The 14494-nt window shown below is 69.8% G+C and carries 17 protein-coding genes and 1 riboswitch; of the genes, 10 read left to right on the top strand and 7 right to left on the bottom strand.

Annotated elements, in window-relative coordinates:
* Positions 1 to 47 precede the first annotated feature (47 nt).
* Positions 48 to 1316, bottom strand: a complete 1269-nt coding sequence (gene thrC / locus BN1701_RS02425) for a threonine synthase (protein WP_054045048.1) — start codon at positions 1314 to 1316, stop codon at positions 48 to 50.
* Positions 1317 to 1327: 11 nt separating this feature from the next.
* Positions 1328 to 1458, bottom strand: a riboswitch (SAM riboswitch).
* 108 nt (positions 1459 to 1566) lie between these two features.
* On the opposite strand from thrC, the gene holA reads away from it, so the two are divergent.
* Positions 1567 to 2544: a DNA polymerase III subunit delta gene (gene holA, locus BN1701_RS02430; protein WP_054045050.1), complete on the top strand. Its 978-nt coding sequence runs from the start codon at positions 1567 to 1569 to the stop codon at positions 2542 to 2544.
* A gap of 85 nt (positions 2545 to 2629) precedes the next feature.
* Positions 2630 to 3583, top strand: a complete 954-nt coding sequence (locus BN1701_RS02435; RefSeq protein WP_054045053.1) for an alpha/beta hydrolase — start codon at positions 2630 to 2632, stop codon at positions 3581 to 3583.
* Between the two features lie 51 nt (positions 3584 to 3634).
* Here the strand turns inward: BN1701_RS02435 and BN1701_RS02440 are convergent, their stop codons facing one another.
* Together BN1701_RS02440 and rpsT are read right to left on the bottom strand one after the other, a co-directional pair.
* Positions 3635 to 4129 carry an acyl-CoA thioesterase gene (locus BN1701_RS02440; protein WP_054055560.1) on the bottom strand — a complete coding sequence of 165 codons (495 nt, stop codon included), beginning with the start codon at positions 4127 to 4129 and terminating at the stop codon, positions 3635 to 3637.
* Positions 4130 to 4202: 73 nt separating this feature from the next.
* Complete coding sequence (gene rpsT / locus BN1701_RS02445; RefSeq protein ID WP_054045054.1) at positions 4203 to 4466, bottom strand: 30S ribosomal protein S20; 264 nt, start codon at positions 4464 to 4466, stop codon at positions 4203 to 4205.
* A gap of 232 nt (positions 4467 to 4698) precedes the next feature.
* Between rpsT and mscL the strand changes: the two genes are divergently transcribed.
* Positions 4699 to 5145 (top strand): large conductance mechanosensitive channel protein MscL, encoded by a 447-nt coding sequence (gene mscL / locus BN1701_RS02450; protein ID WP_197672035.1) that lies wholly within the window; start codon positions 4699 to 4701, stop codon positions 5143 to 5145.
* Between the two features lies 1 nt (position 5146).
* Here mscL and BN1701_RS02455 read toward each other — a convergent pair whose 3' ends face one another.
* The 3 genes from BN1701_RS02455 to BN1701_RS02465 form a co-directional block, all read right to left on the bottom strand.
* Positions 5147 to 5347 (bottom strand): hypothetical protein, encoded by a 201-nt coding sequence (locus BN1701_RS02455; protein WP_054045058.1) that lies wholly within the window; start codon positions 5345 to 5347, stop codon positions 5147 to 5149.
* Positions 5347 to 6300 carry an SPFH domain-containing protein gene (locus tag BN1701_RS02460; protein WP_054045060.1) on the bottom strand — a complete coding sequence of 318 codons (954 nt, stop codon included), beginning with the start codon at positions 6298 to 6300 and terminating at the stop codon, positions 5347 to 5349. The genes BN1701_RS02455 and BN1701_RS02460 overlap by 1 nt, the downstream gene beginning before the upstream one ends.
* Before the next feature lie 63 nt (positions 6301 to 6363).
* A complete protein-coding gene (locus BN1701_RS02465; protein ID WP_054045062.1) occupies positions 6364 to 6801 on the bottom strand; it encodes a type II toxin-antitoxin system PemK/MazF family toxin in 438 nt (145 codons plus the stop codon).
* 215 nt (positions 6802 to 7016) lie between these two features.
* Here BN1701_RS02465 and BN1701_RS02470 point away from each other — a divergent pair, with 215 nt between their 5' ends.
* The 6 genes from BN1701_RS02470 to lepA all read left to right on the top strand — a co-directional run bounded on the left by BN1701_RS02470 (position 7017) and on the right by lepA (position 13525).
* Entirely contained in the window at positions 7017 to 7397 is a 381-nt protein-coding gene (locus tag BN1701_RS02470) for a VOC family protein (RefSeq protein WP_054045065.1), read from the top strand.
* Positions 7398 to 7618: 221 nt separating this feature from the next.
* The gene (locus tag BN1701_RS02475) at positions 7619 to 9268 is read left to right on the top strand and encodes a circularly permuted type 2 ATP-grasp protein (protein ID WP_054045067.1); all 1650 of its coding nucleotides are present in this window, start codon (positions 7619 to 7621) and stop codon (positions 9266 to 9268) included.
* Positions 9249 to 10196, top strand: a complete 948-nt coding sequence (locus BN1701_RS02480) for an alpha-E domain-containing protein (RefSeq protein ID WP_054045070.1) — start codon at positions 9249 to 9251, stop codon at positions 10194 to 10196. The genes BN1701_RS02475 and BN1701_RS02480 overlap by 20 nt, the downstream gene beginning before the upstream one ends.
* Positions 10193 to 11035, top strand: coding sequence for a transglutaminase family protein (locus BN1701_RS02485; RefSeq protein WP_054045072.1), 843 nt, complete (start codon positions 10193 to 10195; stop codon positions 11033 to 11035). Before BN1701_RS02480 ends, BN1701_RS02485 begins: the two co-directional genes overlap by 4 nt.
* Positions 11032 to 11571, top strand: coding sequence for a hypothetical protein (locus BN1701_RS02490; protein WP_054045074.1), 540 nt, complete (start codon positions 11032 to 11034; stop codon positions 11569 to 11571). Before BN1701_RS02485 ends, BN1701_RS02490 begins: the two co-directional genes overlap by 4 nt.
* 106 nt (positions 11572 to 11677) lie before the next feature.
* The gene (gene lepA, locus BN1701_RS02495; RefSeq protein WP_054045076.1) at positions 11678 to 13525 is read left to right on the top strand and encodes a translation elongation factor 4; all 1848 of its coding nucleotides are present in this window, start codon (positions 11678 to 11680) and stop codon (positions 13523 to 13525) included.
* A 106-nt stretch (positions 13526 to 13631) separates the two neighbouring features.
* Here the strand turns inward: lepA and BN1701_RS02500 are convergent, their stop codons facing one another.
* Positions 13632 to 14048 carry a DUF3224 domain-containing protein gene (locus BN1701_RS02500; protein ID WP_054045078.1) on the bottom strand — a complete coding sequence of 139 codons (417 nt, stop codon included), beginning with the start codon at positions 14046 to 14048 and terminating at the stop codon, positions 13632 to 13634.
* A gap of 44 nt (positions 14049 to 14092) precedes the next feature.
* Between BN1701_RS02500 and BN1701_RS02505 the strand changes: the two genes are divergently transcribed.
* On the top strand, positions 14093 to 14467 hold the full coding sequence (locus BN1701_RS02505; RefSeq protein WP_054055561.1) for an MmcQ/YjbR family DNA-binding protein: 375 nt from the start codon (positions 14093 to 14095) through the stop codon (positions 14465 to 14467).
* Positions 14468 to 14494: the final 27 nt, after the last annotated feature.

A 14494-nucleotide genomic window follows, 5' to 3' on the forward strand; every position in this document is an offset into this window, starting at 1 on the left:
GGGCGGGCTCTGGGGGATCGGATGCGGTCGATCCCCCAGAGAGCGCGCTACTTCTTGCGGGACAGGGCCTCGTGGACGGCGGCGGCCGTCGGGGGGACCGTGGCGAGGGGGCCGACGTGGTCTTGGACGGCGTCGAGGGTCTTGAGGCCGTCGCCAGTGATGAGGAGGACGGTTTCGGCGTCGCGGTCGAGTTGGCCGGATTCGAAGAGCTTCTTCGCGGTGGCGACGGTGACGCCGCCCGCGGTCTCGGCGAAGATGCCCTCGGTGCGGGCCAGCAGGCGGATGCCTTCGACGACCTCGGCGTCGGTGACGTCCTCGACCGCGCCGCCGGTGCGGCGGACGGCGTCGAGGACGTAGGGGCCGTCGGCGGGGGCGCCGATGGCCAGGCTGCGGGCGATCGTGTCGGGCTTGACCGGGGCGATCACGTCGCTGCCCGCCTTGAAGGCGGCGGAGACGGGGGAGCAGCCGGTGGCCTGGGCGCCGAAGATCCGGTACGGGGTGGCCTCGACCAGGCCCAGCTCACCGAACTCGCGGAAGGCCTTGTCCACCTTGGTCAGCTGCGAGCCGGAGGCGACCGGGATGACGACCTGCTCCGGTAGGCGCCAGCCGAGCTGTTCGGCGACCTCGTAGCCCAGGGTCTTGGAGCCCTCGGCGTAGTACGGGCGGACGTTGACGTTGACGAACGCCCAGTCCTCGTGCTCGGCGGCGAGCTCGGTGGCCAGGCGGTTGACGTCGTCGTAGTTGCCGTCGATCGCGATCAGGGAGCCGTCGTAGACGGCCGAGGTGAGGATCTTGGCCTTTTCGAGAGAGGAGGGGACCAGCACAACTGAATCCCAGCCCGCGCGGGCGGCCGCGGCGGCAACGGCGTTGGCCAAGTTGCCGGTGGAGGGGCAGGCCAGCACCTTGAAGCCGAGCTCGCGGGCGGCGGCGAGTGCCACGGCGACGACGCGGTCCTTGAAGGAGTGTGTCGGGTTGCCGGTGTCGTCCTTGACCCACAGCGAGCGCACGCCGAGCGCGGCGGCGAGGCGGTCGGCCTTGACCAGGCGGGTCAGGCCGGGGTCGGTGTTGGGGTGGGCGTCGACGTGGGCCGGGACGGGCAGCAGGCCGCGGTAGCGCCAGATGGAGCGGGGACCCGCTTCGATGTCGGCCCGAGTGATGTTGCCGAACTCGTAGGCGACTTCGAGCGGGCCGAAACACTCGGCGCAGGCGAATTCCGGGGCGAGAGGCGTCTGGTGGCCGCATTCCCGACAGGACAGGGCGCGAGCCGGTCCGAGGTCGAGCGCGGTCGAACGCTGGGCGTCAACTGTCGATGTCATCGCGAGGTATCTCCTCATCTGTCCCGCGAGCGGGTCGGAATTGGCACCGTGATCGCGCACATGCGCCTCGCGAAGAGGACATGCGCTCACGCCGGTTGCCGGGGCTTCGTCGGGCCGTTCCCTCTGCCCCTCTGGATGAGCGGTATTAAGTTGTGGCACCGACGCTACGGCACGGTGTCCGGCGCATGCCACCGCGTGTCCAGCATCCGAGAGGGCTTGCGCGCCCAAGGACGTGGCAGGATCTCTGGACGTGAACTCGCCCGCGGTCACCCCACCCCCGTTGCAACTCGTCCTGGGGGAGGAGGAACTGCTGGTCGAGCGCGCCGTCCGGGCCGCGCTCGACACCGCGCGGCTCGCCGACGCCAGTGCGGACCTGACGCGGGTGCGCGTGGCTGAGCTCACAGGCCCTGAGCTGGCCGAACTGGTCTCGCCGTCGCTGTTCGCGGAGGCGCGGGTGATCGTTCTGGACGCCGCGCACGACGCCACGCAGGACATCGTCGCCCCGGTGGTCGCCTACGCCAAGTCGCCGTCAGAAGGCATCGTGCTTGTTGTGGTGCACAACGGCGGCGGGCGCAAGGCGGGCAAGGACATCGTCGCCGCGCTGCGCAAGGGTGGAGCGGCCGTCACCGAGTGCGCGAAGATCACCAAGCCCGCGGAGCGCGAGGCGTTCGTGCGCAACGAGATCCGGCGCGCGGGTGGCAAGACCGATCCGGCTGCCGTGGCCGCGCTCATCGACTCGGTCGGCTCGGACCTGCGCGAGCTGGCGGCGGCGTCGGCGCAGCTGGTCGCCGACGCGGCGGGCGCGGTGACCGAGGAAGCGGTCCGGCGCTACCACCGGGGGCGGGCCGACGTGACCGGGTTCGCCGTCGCGGAGAAGGCCGTCACCGGCGACGTGGCCGGGGCGCTCGAGGCGCTGCGCTGGGCGATGCAGCTCGGGGTCGCCCACGTGCTGGTCGCCGACGCTCTCGCGGACGCGGTGCGGACGGTGGCGCGGGTCGCGGGCGCGGGCCGGGCCGACCCGTTCCGGCTGGCGGGCGAGTTGGGCATGCCCGCGTGGAAGGTCAAGAAGGCGCTGGCGCAGAGCCGCGGCTGGAAACCCGCTGGTCTCGCTGAGGCCATGAAGGTGGTCGCCGACGTCAACGCCGACGTCAAGGGCGTGGCCGCCGATCCCGACTACGCGCTGGAGCGGGCGGTGTTGAAGATCGCGCGGGCCCACCGCAGGGAGTGATTGACCGCGTTCTCGCGCCGGCGCTAACTTACTCTCAAGTAGGCAAGCGTGAGGGGTAGGCCGCATGTCCGTCGAAGGTCAGCGCATGGCGAAGGTCGAACACCGGGGCGGCAAGAACCTGCGCAGTCGGCTGATCTACGTTCTGACCCGCCTGTTCGCCTACCCCACGCTGCGACTGTGGCCGTTGAAGGGGCCGTTGGCGCTCGCGGTCCCGCTGGTGGACGTGTTCTGCAGGCTGATCCCGCGCCCCCGGTACGTCACGATCGAGCGGATCGCGACCCCGGCCGTGCGCGGGGAACTGATGCGCGCCAAGGCAAGCGAGCCGGGCAAAGGCGCTCTGATGTACCTGCACGGCGGCGCGTTCCTGTTCTGCGGACTCGCCAGCCACCGGCGCGTCGCGGCGCGGCTCGCGCGGCTGACCGGGTTGACCGTGCTGAGCGTCGACTATCGCCACCTGCCCAAGGCGGTGCTTGCCGACTCGCTGGCCGACTGCTTGGCCGCCTACGAATGGCTGCTCGCCGAGGGCGTCGAGTCGGTGGTGCTGTCGGGGGACTCGGCGGGCGGACACCTCGCGTTCGCCACCGCGCTGGGCGCGGTGCGGGCAGGACTTCCCGTGCCCGCCGGGATCGCGGCGATCTCGCCGTGGATCGACTTCGACGACACCGAGCGTCTGGCGCACCCCAACCGGTCCCGCGACCCGTTCATCCCGGCCGCCCGACTGCCCGCGCTCACCGCGCTGTGCTTGCCGGGGGAGGTCCCGATCGATCCGCTGCGGTCGCCGATCAACGGGGCGCTGGCGGAGCTGCCGCCCTGCCTGATCCTGGCGTGTGCCACGGAAGTCCTGCGCAGCGACGCCGAGCGGATGGCCGACCGGCTCGCGGTCGCGGGGGTGCCCACGGAGTTGCAGATCTGGGACGGACAGGTGCACGCGTTCCCCGTGCTGGCCGGGTTCATGCCGCAGAGCGCGCAGGCGGTGGACGAGATCGCCGCGTTCACCCGCGAGATGGTCGCGGGAACGGCGAGCCGCTCAGTCGCCTGACCCGCGATGACGGACCTGATCGCGCGGACGGCAGCCTGCGGGTGAACGTTTTCAGGTTGTGCGGCTGGCCAGGATCTCGTGGCGGCGGGTCAGGCGGTGGTGGCGGCGGATCTCGGCTTCGCGGCCTCGGCGCTCGTCCTCCGGGGTCTCCGGGACGACGGGTGGGACGGGGCGGGGGTTGCCGTCGCCGTCGACCGCGACGAAGACCAGGTAGGCGGTGGCCACTCGGGTGGGCGGCACGCCCGCTCGGTCCCACGGCTCGGCCACCACGCGGACGCCGACCTCCATCGACGAGCGGCCCGCCCAGTTGACCTGCGCGTGCGCGTGGACCAGGTCACCGACCCGGACGGGGTGCAGGAACGTCATCCCGTCCATCGCCGCGGTGACCGCGGGACCGCCGGAGTGGCGCTGCGCCACCGCGCCCGCGACGTCGTCGACCAGCTTCATGACGACGCCGCCGTGGACGGTGCCGAGGAGATTGGTGTCCACGGCGGTCATGATGTGCGACAGCGAGGTGCGGGCGGCTGACGTGGGCTTCGGATCCATGTCGCGCAGTCTGCCGCACACGTCGAAGGGGCCGCCCACCACAGTGGACGGCCCCTTCGGAAAACGACTTGGGTCAGCCGAGCTTGTTGACCGCCTGCGCCATGGCCGACTTCTTGTTGGCGGCCTGGTTGGCGTGGATGACGCCCTTGCCCGCGGCCTTGTCCAGCTTGCGGCTGGCGTCCTTGAGCAGCTCCGCGGCCTTGGCCTGGTCGCCCGCGTCGGCGGCCTCGCGGAACTTGCGGATCGCGGTCTTGAGCGAGGACTTGACGGACTTGTTGCGCAGTCGCGCCTTCTCGTTCGTCTTGATCCGCTTCATCTGGGACTTGATGTTCGCCATGCGTGTACTCCTCGATCGTCAACCGGATCGCGCGCCGCGTGTGGGATGCGACCGGGGTCGCGTGGCCCTGCGTGTGCAGGTCTCCTCCATGACGGAGTGCCGCACGACGCGCTCGGCAAGGTTAACAGGCGGGTGTGGGGGAGACCGAATCGCCTCCCTGAGTTGCGGGCGGACGCCCGGAGGGGCGAAATGTCACCCAAAAGACTCTGGAAGGGGACACACCGTGAAGGCGATGTGGAGTGAGTTCAAGGCGTTCGCGCTCGGCGGGAACATGTTCGACCTCGCGCTCGGGTTCATCATCGGCACCGCGTTCGCGGCGCTGGTGGAGAGTCTGGCGGGCAATGTGCTGATGCAGCTCGTGGCGGCGATCTTCGGCAAACCGGACTTCAGCGGCCTGCTGTTCACCGTCAACGGGGCCGAGCTCAGGTACGGCGCGTTCCTGACCGAGCTGCTGAACTTCCTGCTGCTGGGGCTGGTGCTGTTCGCGCTGGTCAAGCTGATGAAGAAGGCCGGCCTCGGCAACTTCCGGGCGCAGGGCAGCCGCGAGTGTCCCTACTGCAAGGAGTTCGTCCCCATCGACGCGCTCAAGTGTAAATGGTGTACCGCCGACATCGAGCCCGCGCAGCTTGAGGAGGAGGACGCGGCGATCGTCGCGTCGCGGACCAAGGTCGCCGAGTAGGTCAGTCGGCGTCCTTGGGCGGGCGGCCTCGTTTGGGCAGGCCGCCCGCGCCGTTCGGCAGCCGTCCGGCCTCGGCGAGGGCCCGGCGGAGCATGAACTCGATCTGCGCGTTGGTGCTGCGCAGCTCGTCGTTCGCCCACCGGGCCACCGCGTCGTGGACGGCAGGGTCCAGGCGCAAGAGGACTTTCTTGCGTTCGGTCATCAGTGGTAGAGCGACCCGGTGTTGACCACGGGCTGGGCGTCGCGATCACCGCACAGGACGACCAGCAGGTTGCTGACCATCGCCGCCTTTCGTTCCTCGTCCAGGTGGACGACGTCGTTGGCGGCCAGTCGCTCCAGCGCCATCTCCACCATGCCGACCGCGCCCTCGACGATCCGCTGCCGGGCCGCGACCACCGCGCCCGCCTGCTGGCGGCGCAGCATGGCCTGGGCGATCTCGGGGGCGTAGGCGAGGTGGGTGATGCGCGACTCGATCACGTTGACCCCAGCCGCCTCGACCCGCGCGGCGATCTCCGTCGACAGCTTGTGGGTGATCTCCTCGGCGTTGTCGCGCAGCGACATCTGGTCCTCGCCGTGGGCGTCGTACGGGTACGTGTTGGCGATGTGGCGCACCGCGGTCTCGGTCTGGATGCCCACGAAGGCGATGAAGTCGTCGACCTCGAACACCGCGCGCGCGGTGTCTTTGACCTGCCAGACGACGACGGCGGCGATCTCGATCGGGTTGCCGTCGGCGTCGTTGACCTTCATCACGGCGGTCTCGTGGTTGCGGATCCTGGTCGACACCCGGCGCCGGGTGGTGAACGGGTTGACCCAGCGCAGCCCGTCGAGCCGGACCGTGCCGGTGTAGCGGCCGAGGAACTGCAGCACCCTGACCTCGCCGGGGGAGACCATGGTCAGCCCGGCGACGGCGGGCACGGTGGCGACGATGGCCAGGAAGCCGAGCACGATCGCGGTCACCGCGAGCCCGACGCTGATGTCGATGCCCTCGGCCAGCCCGCCTAACCCGACCGCGATCAGTGCGATCCCCGCGAGCAGCAGGACCACGGCGGCGCCCACCAGGGGCAGGCCCGCCATGCAGAACGCCTCGGTCTCGCGGACGTGCGGCGTGGGCAGCGTCGGTCGGTCGAAGTCAGTGGAAGCCGTCGGTGTGGCCATGGTTCCTCCCCGGTTAGCACTTGCCTATCAAAGTGATATCACTTTTCCGGGGTGGAAGTCCAGTCACCGCCAGCCGAAGCGCTCCCGCAGCGCCGCGGCGACCAGTGCGAAGCGGTCGGCCTCGAGGATCGCGCCCTCGCGGCGGATGTCGCGCTCACCGAGTTCGAACAGCCGGTCCAGCCGCAGATAGGACTCACGGCCGTCGCGGTCCCAGGTGCCGGAGCCGAGCGGGAGCCAGTCGTCCAGCTCGCGGTCGTGCGGACTCTTGCTGGACAGCATCAGCGCGCGCAGGGTCGTCGCCTGGCGGCCGACGACCAGAAGGGGGCGGTCCTTGCCCCGCTCCGGGTCGTCCTCGTAGGGCACCCAGGCCCACACGATTTCGCCCGGATCGGCGGCGCCGTCCAGGTCAGGGGCGTAGGCGACGGCGTCGGGGCGGTCGGCGGTGGGCACCTGCCGCACCGCGCCGCGGGCGGGGCGTGGGTCATCGGAAGTGGCGTGCACGGCTGGCGAGCCTAGGGCGTGTCCTGTGGATCACGGTAGGCGCTATCCGCGCCCGCGCGGCCCCTGGCCGCACCGCAGGGACGGCCACGGACAACCAGTACGCGACCGCCCCTGCGGCGCGGCCAGGAACCACGCGGATCACGAATCCCGCCTACCGTGATCCACAGGACACGCCCTAGTCGCGCGCGGGCCCGATCGCCGGTAGGACTTGAGGGATGGAGTTCCTGAGCAGCCGACTGATCATCCATCCGGTCGATCCGCCGCGGTCGCTGGCCTTCTACCGCGACGTGCTCGGCCTGGCGGTGTTCCGTGAGTTCCCCGGCGGCACCGTGTTCTTCCTCGGCGGCGGACACCTGGAGGTGTCGAGCCAGGGCAGCACGCGCGCCGGTCCCGACCTCGCCCTGTGGCTCCAGGTCCGCGACCTGGCCGGGAGCGTGGCCGAACTGCGCGAGCGTGGCGCCGAGATCACCCGGGAGCCGCGGCTGGAGCCGTGGGGCCTGCACGAGGCGTGGCTGGCCGACCCGGACGGCGTGCGGATCGTGCTTGTGCAGGTGCCAGCCGAGCACCCGATGCGGCTGGACCCCCGCACGCCGTGACGCCGGGCACCCAGGTGCCCGGCGCCACGCGAATCAGGACTCTCCGATCCAGGGCATCGAGACCAGCGGGGCTATCCGCAGCTCATCGGCGACGCGGATCATCATGTCCTTGTCCTGGGGGCCGCCCACGTCCAGCCGGCGTCCGTCCCCGAGGGTGATCTGCTGCGTCGCTTGATCAGATGTCTAGTGCCAAGAAGTGTCCGGTGAGCGAAGATTCCTGGATGGAGCGCTCAGCCAGGCCACGTCGCCGATCCGCCGGTCCCGACCTCGGCGGGCTCTTCGACGGCTACCTCGACCCGAGGCGCCCGCACGCCGGTGCCTACGACGAGATGTTCGCCGTCGACGCGGGGATCCGTCAGGCCTATCGCAGGCTCCATGAGCAGCTCGCGGCGTCGCAGGCGGTCGACCTGCAGGCGCGGTCGGAGGCGCTGGACCGCGCGCTGGTCGACCAGGGCATCACGTTCTCGCTGTCCGGCCAGGAGCGCCCCTTCCCACTGGACCTGGTGCCGCGGGTCATCACCGCGGCCGAGTGGGCGCGACTGGAGAAGGGCATCGTGCAGCGGGTGCGGGCGCTGGAGGCCTTCCTCGCCGACATCTACGGCGACCAGCAGATCATCCGCGACGGGGTGCTGCCCCGGCGCCTGATCACCTCCTGCGACCACTTCCACCGCAACGCCGCGGGCCTGGTGCCGCCCAACGGGGTGCGCATCCACGTGTCCGGGATCGACGTCGTGCGCGACGAGGAGGGCACCTTCCGGGTCCTGGAGGACAACCTCCGCAACCCGTCCGGGGTGTCCTATGTGATGGAGAACCGCCGCACGATGGCGCGTGTGTTCCCCGACCTGTTCGCCAAGCACCGGGTGCGCGCGGTCGGCGACTACGCGGTGCACCTGTTGCGTTCGCTGCGCGCGGCCGCTGCGGCGAACGTGGCCGACCCGACCGTGGTCGTGCTGACCCCTGGCGTGCACAACGCCGCGTACTTCGAGCACTCGCTGCTGGCCAGGCAGATGGGCGTCGAGCTGGTCGAGGGCCGTGACCTGTTCTGCCGCGACAATGTGATCTACCTGCGGACCACCGAGGGCGAGCGGCAGGTCGACGTCATCTACCGGCGCATCGACGACGAGTTCATCGACCCGGTGCAGTTCCGGCCGGACTCCGTGCTCGGGGTCGCGGGCCTGCTCAACGCCGCCCGCGCGGGCAACGTGGTGATCGCCAACGCGGTCGGCAACGGGGTCGGCGACGACAAGCTCGTCTACACCTACCTGCCGGAGATCCTGAAGTACTACCTGGGCGAGACCCCGCTGCTGCCCAACGTCGACACCTTCCGCTGCTGGCTGGCCGACGAGCAGGAGCAGGTGCTCGACCGGATGGCCGAACTGGTGGTCAAGCCGGTGGAGGGGTCGGGCGGCTACGGGATCGTGTTCGGGCCCAACGCCTCGGCCAAGGAGCTGGCGTCGCTGCGGACGAAGGTGCGGGCGCACCCGCGCGGGTGGATCGCGCAGCCGGTGGTGCAACTGTCGACGGTGCCGACGAAGGTGGGGCAGCGGCTCAAGCCGCGCCACGTCGACCTGCGGCCGTTCGCGGTCAACGACGGCAAGTCCGTGTTCGTGCTTCCCGGCGGCCTGACCAGGGTCGCGCTGCCGGAGGGGTCGCTGGTGGTCAACTCGTCGCAGGGCGGCGGGTCCAAGGACACCTGGGTGCTCGCCGCCCGGTCGTCCACTGTGGACAGCGAGCTGAGCGGCGCTGGGCTCGGCGTCGGCGGGCCGCGCGAGGACATCGCGCCGGAGCGCGGACCCGAGCTGAGCTCGGCGCAGCAGCAACAACAGCAGCAACAGTCCAGGGAGGCCACCGATGCTCGCGCGCAACGCTGAGTCGCTGTACTGGATCGGCCGCTACGTCGAGCGGGCCGACGACACCGCCCGCATCCTCGACGTCTCCGTCCACCACCTGCTGGAGGACGCGACGGTCGACGCCGACGCCACCAGCCGCCAGCTGCTCGCCGTCCTGGGGATCACCCCGCCCGACGGCGCCACGCTCGACGTGCGGCCGCTGACCGACCTGGTGGCGTTCTCCCGCGAGCACGCGGGTTCCATCGTCTCCTCGATCACCAGCGCACGGGAGAACACCCGGGTCGCGCGCGAGGTGGTGTCGACGGAGCTGTGGGAGTGCATCAACGCGATGTGGATCGCCCTGCCCGACCGGCAGAAGGCGGCCAAGCGGACCGGACCGCATTCGTTCTTCTCCTTCGTCGAGGAACGCGCGGCGATGTTCGCGGGCCTGGCCGACTCGACCATGAGCCGCGACGACGGCTGGCGGTTCCTCGTGCTGGGCCGGTCGGTCGAGCGGGTCGACATGATCGTGCGGCTGCTGATGTCACGGGTGGGGGACAAGCCGTCCTCACCTGGCTGGGTGACGGTGCTGCGGTCCGCCGGTGCGCACGACACGTACCTGCGGACGTATCGGGGCGCGCTGGACGCGCGGCGGGTCGTGCAGTTCCTGCTGCTCGACCGGCTGTTCCCGCGCTCGGTGTTCCACGCGCTGCGGCAGGCCGAGTCGTGCCTGGAGCAGCTCGACCACCGGCCGGTCACCAGGGTCGGCGCCAAGGCCGAGGCGATCCGGCTGCTCGGCAAGGCGCGCAGCGACCTGGAGTTCCTGCGGCCGGACGAGCTGCTGGAGAACCTGACCGGCCGACTCCTCGACCTGCAGACCACGGTCCGCGACGTCGGCGAGGCCGTGTCGCAGCAGTATTTCCACTCCGTGCCGTGGGTGGCGTGGACCAACGCGGAGGTGAGTCTGTGACCTGGCGGATCCGGGTGGTGCACACGACCGGCTACCAGTACGAGGCGCCGGTCGTGCAGTCGTTCAACGAGGCCCGGCTGACCCCGCGCAGTGACCGCAGGCAGAACCTGGTGGTCAGCCGGATCGAGACCACGCCGCCGACGCGGTCCTACCGGTACACCGATTATTGGGGCACCGAGGTCACCTCGTTCGACCTGCACGCGCCGCACACCGAGCTGAAGATAGTCGCGTCGTCGGTGGTCGAGACCGGCGACACCGTCGAGCCGGTCGACGCCGCGACCTGGGCCGACCTGCGCGACCCGATCGTGCTCGACCGGTACGCGGAGTTCCTGGAGTGGACGCGGTACGTGCCGCGGCACCGGGAGCTGGGGAAGCTGGCCCGATCGATGCGCAAGGGGAGGAAGCCGTTCGAGGCGGTGCTGGCGGTGTCGGAACTGGTGCACGACCGGCTGACATATCGACGGGGAACCACGGGTGTGCACAGCTCGGCGGTCGACGCGTGGGATGCGCGGGAGGGCGTGTGCCAGGACTACGCCCACCTGACGCTGAGCATGCTGCGGGCGATCGGGGTGCCCGCGCGGTACGTGTCGGGATACCTGCACACCAAACCCGAGGCGAAGATCGGCGAGGCCGTCCAGGGCGAGAGCCACGCGTGGATCGAGGCGTGGACGGGTGGGTGGTGGGGGTTCGACCCGACCAACGATGTCGAGATCGGACCTCGGCATATCTGGGTGGCGACGGGACGGGACTACTCGGACGTGTCGCCGGTGAAGGGGACCTATAGCGGGGGAGCGGCATCGGCGATCGAGGTGTCGGTGGCGGTGACCCGGCTGGCATGAGTGCCTACTGGAACCCGCTGCCCGCGGTTTCGCGGTGGTCCGACGGGACGAACCTGGCAGGGAAGTGGGACGAGTGCAACTGGCGCAATGTCCCCGGCCCGTTCTACGCCGCGGCGACCGACACCTGCGTCACCGGCAGGTTGGTAGCGCCGAGAAATGTCCTCTATGACGACGGCTGGCAGGAGTTCATCTACCGACAGCCGACGCATCCCGCGGAGGTCTCAGCGGTCATGGAAGCCGCGTGGAGCGACCCGTTCGGCGGTTACGCCGTCGATGGGGACAACCACTGGACGGTTGCCGCGGTGCGCGGGTGGTGGAGGGACCGCGGGCGGTTGCGGGAGTGGGTCGCGGCGCGGCTGGCGGAGTTCGCGGACGGCACGCCCGACGGATCGCCTGACAACCAGGACACCGAGGGCGGCCTGCGTGAATTCGCGAACTATGTGGACGGCGGACTGGATCGATACCTGCGCGGATATCTGTTCTGGCTGGATACCGGCCGAGCCCCGCACACTGGGGAGCGTCTGCCAGCGCTGTGACAGCGGGTGACCGGGTCATCGCTGGGAGGTGTGCGAGCGCTCCCGGTCAGGCCCGGGCGGGCGGCATGGGACGATGTACGCATCCCTTGACCATGCGAGGACCTGAGTGGCTACGTTCGCTGACAAGACCTTCACGACACCGGAGCTGATCCGGAACTTCTGCATCATCGCGCACATCGACCACGGCAAGTCGACCCTGGCCGACCGCATGCTGCAGATCACCGGCGTCGTCGAGGCGCGGGACATGCGGGCGCAGTACCTCGACCGGATGGACATCGAGCGCGAGCGCGGCATCACGATCAAGGCGCAGAACGTGCGGCTGCCGTGGGTGGTCGACGGGTCCGAGCACGTCCTGCACATGATCGACACCCCGGGGCACGTCGACTTCACCTATGAGGTCTCCCGCGCGCTCGACGCGTGTGAGGGGGCGGTGCTGCTGGTCGACGCGGCGCAGGGGATCGAGGCGCAGACGCTGGCCAACCTGTACATGGCGCTCGACCGCGACCTGACGATCATCCCGGTGCTGAACAAGATCGACCTGCCCGCGGCCGACCCGGACAAGTACGCCGCCGAGATCGCGCACATCATCGGGTGCGAGCCGGATGACGTGCTGCGGGTCTCCGCGAAGACCGGGTTCGGGGTCAGCGAACTGCTCGACGAGGTCGTCAAAAAGGTTCCGGCGCCGGTCGGCCAGGCCGACGCGCCCGCGCGGGCGATGATCTTCGACTCGGTCTACGACACCTACCGCGGCGTGGTCACCTACATCCGCGTGGTCGACGGCAAGATCACCCCGCGCGAGCGGATCAAGATGATGTCCACCGGCGCCACGCACGAGCTGCTGGAAGTCGGGATCATCTCCCCGGAGCCCAAGCCCAGCGTCGGCCTCGGCGTCGGCGAAGTGGGCTACCTGATCACCGGCGTGAAGGATGTCCGCCAGTCCCGAGTCGGTGACACGGTCACGTCCGAGCGCAAGGGCGCCACCGAGGCGCTGGCGGGTTACCGCGAGCCGCGTCCGATGGTCTACTCGGGACTGTACCCAGTGGACGGTTCGGACTACCCCGACCTGCGTGAGGCGCTGGACAAGCTCCAGCTCAACGACGCCGCGCTGACCTACGAGCCCGAGACCTCCGCCGCGCTCGGCTTCGGCTTCCGCTGCGGCTTCCTCGGCCTGCTGCACCTGGAGATCACCCGCGACCGGCTCGAGCGCGAGTTCGGCCTCGACCTGATCTCCACCGCGCCCAACGTGGTCTACCGGGTCAAGCTGGACGACGGCTCCGAGCTGACCGTGACCAACCCGTCGGACTGGCCGGTCGGCAAGATCGCCGAGGTCTACGAGCCGATCACCAAGTGCACCATCATCTCGCCGAGCGAGTTCATCGGCGTGATCATGGAGCTGTGCCAGGGCAAGCGCGGCCAGCTCGGCGGCATGGACTACCTGTCCGAGGAGCGCGTGGAACTGCGCTACACCATGCCGATGGCCGAGATCATCTTCGACTTCTTCGACACCCTGAAGTCGCGCACCCGCGGCTACGCCTCGCTGGACTACGAGGAGTCCGGCGAGCAGGCGGCGGACCTGGTCAAGGTGGACATCCTGCTGCAGGGTGAGGCGGTCGACGCGTTCAGCTCGATCGTGCACCGCGACTCCGCCTACGGCTACGGCACCAGGATGACCACGAAGCTGCGCGAGCTGATCCCGCGCCAGCAGTTCGAGGTGCCCATCCAGGCCGCCATCGGCTCCCGCGTCATCGCCCGCGAGACCATCCGCGCGATACGCAAGGACGTCCTTGCCAAGTGCTACGGCGGTGACATCAGCCGTAAGCGCAAGCTGCTGGAGAAGCAGAAGGAAGGCAAGAAGCGGATGAAGATGGTCGGCCGGGTCGAGGTCCCCCAGGAGGCCTTCGTCGCCGCGCTGTCCACCGACGAGTCCCCGGACAAGGCCAAGGGCAAGAAATAACTCGTCCGCGACTTCGCATCCGATCAACCGCACCCAAGGGGCACCGTGACGGCGGCTGACCACGGTCACCGCCTGTTCGGCACCTTCGCTCGGCAGGTGACCAAGCCTAGAAACTCCGGGGAGGCGGGACTGCGTAGTCGAAGGTGTAGGTGTGGGCGCCGTTGTCGTCTCGGCTGATGACCAGTTCTCCGGTCAGACCGGCGAGTTCGTTGGTGCCTGTTCCCGGCACCACCGTCACGCTGACTGTCTGGCCGGAACTGTCCGCTGTGGCCGAGTGGTGGAGCACGAAACTGCCCGCGCGACCGTCGAGGTCGCCGTGGAAGCGCTCGAACGCCACGTAGGCACTGCCGCCGGTCTCCGGGTTCTGGGCGCCGATCATGTGGACCTCACTGGTGCCGACCAGCCCGCCGGAGAACGTCTTCGACAGCGTCACGTGGCCGATCGCCGTGCCGCCGTGGTCGTCGTACGGGTCCTCGGCGTTCCAGCTGTCGATCACAAACGCGCCGGTGACGTGCTCGGCCATCAGGTCTCCCGCAAGTGTCGTGGTTGGTGTGCATCATGTCAGTCATGACCGACAAGCCCGACCCGCTCCCGGCCCTGCGCGCGATCTGCCTGGCCTTTCCGGAGGCGACCGAACGGGTCAGCCACGGCGAGCCGACGTGGTTCGTCCGGGAGAAAAAGACGTTCGTGACCTATGCGAACAACCACCACGACGACCGCGTCGCCTTCTGGTGCGCCGCGCCGCCGGGGGCGCAGGAGGAGTTGGTGGCCGAGGACCCGGAGCGGTTCTTCCGGCCGCCCTACGTCGGGCACCGGGGCTGGCTCGGGGTCTATGTGGACGTCGAGGTCGACTGGGCCGAAATCGCCGAGATCGTCGACCAGGCATATCGCCTCATCGCGCCCAAACGGCTGGTGGCCGAACTGGACGCTCGTGGTGCGTAGGCACTTCGCCCCTATCTGACCGGGGGA

This window comes from Alloactinosynnema sp. L-07 (genome assembly GCF_900070365.1).
Classification (GTDB): Bacteria; Actinomycetota; Actinomycetes; order Mycobacteriales; family Pseudonocardiaceae; genus Actinokineospora.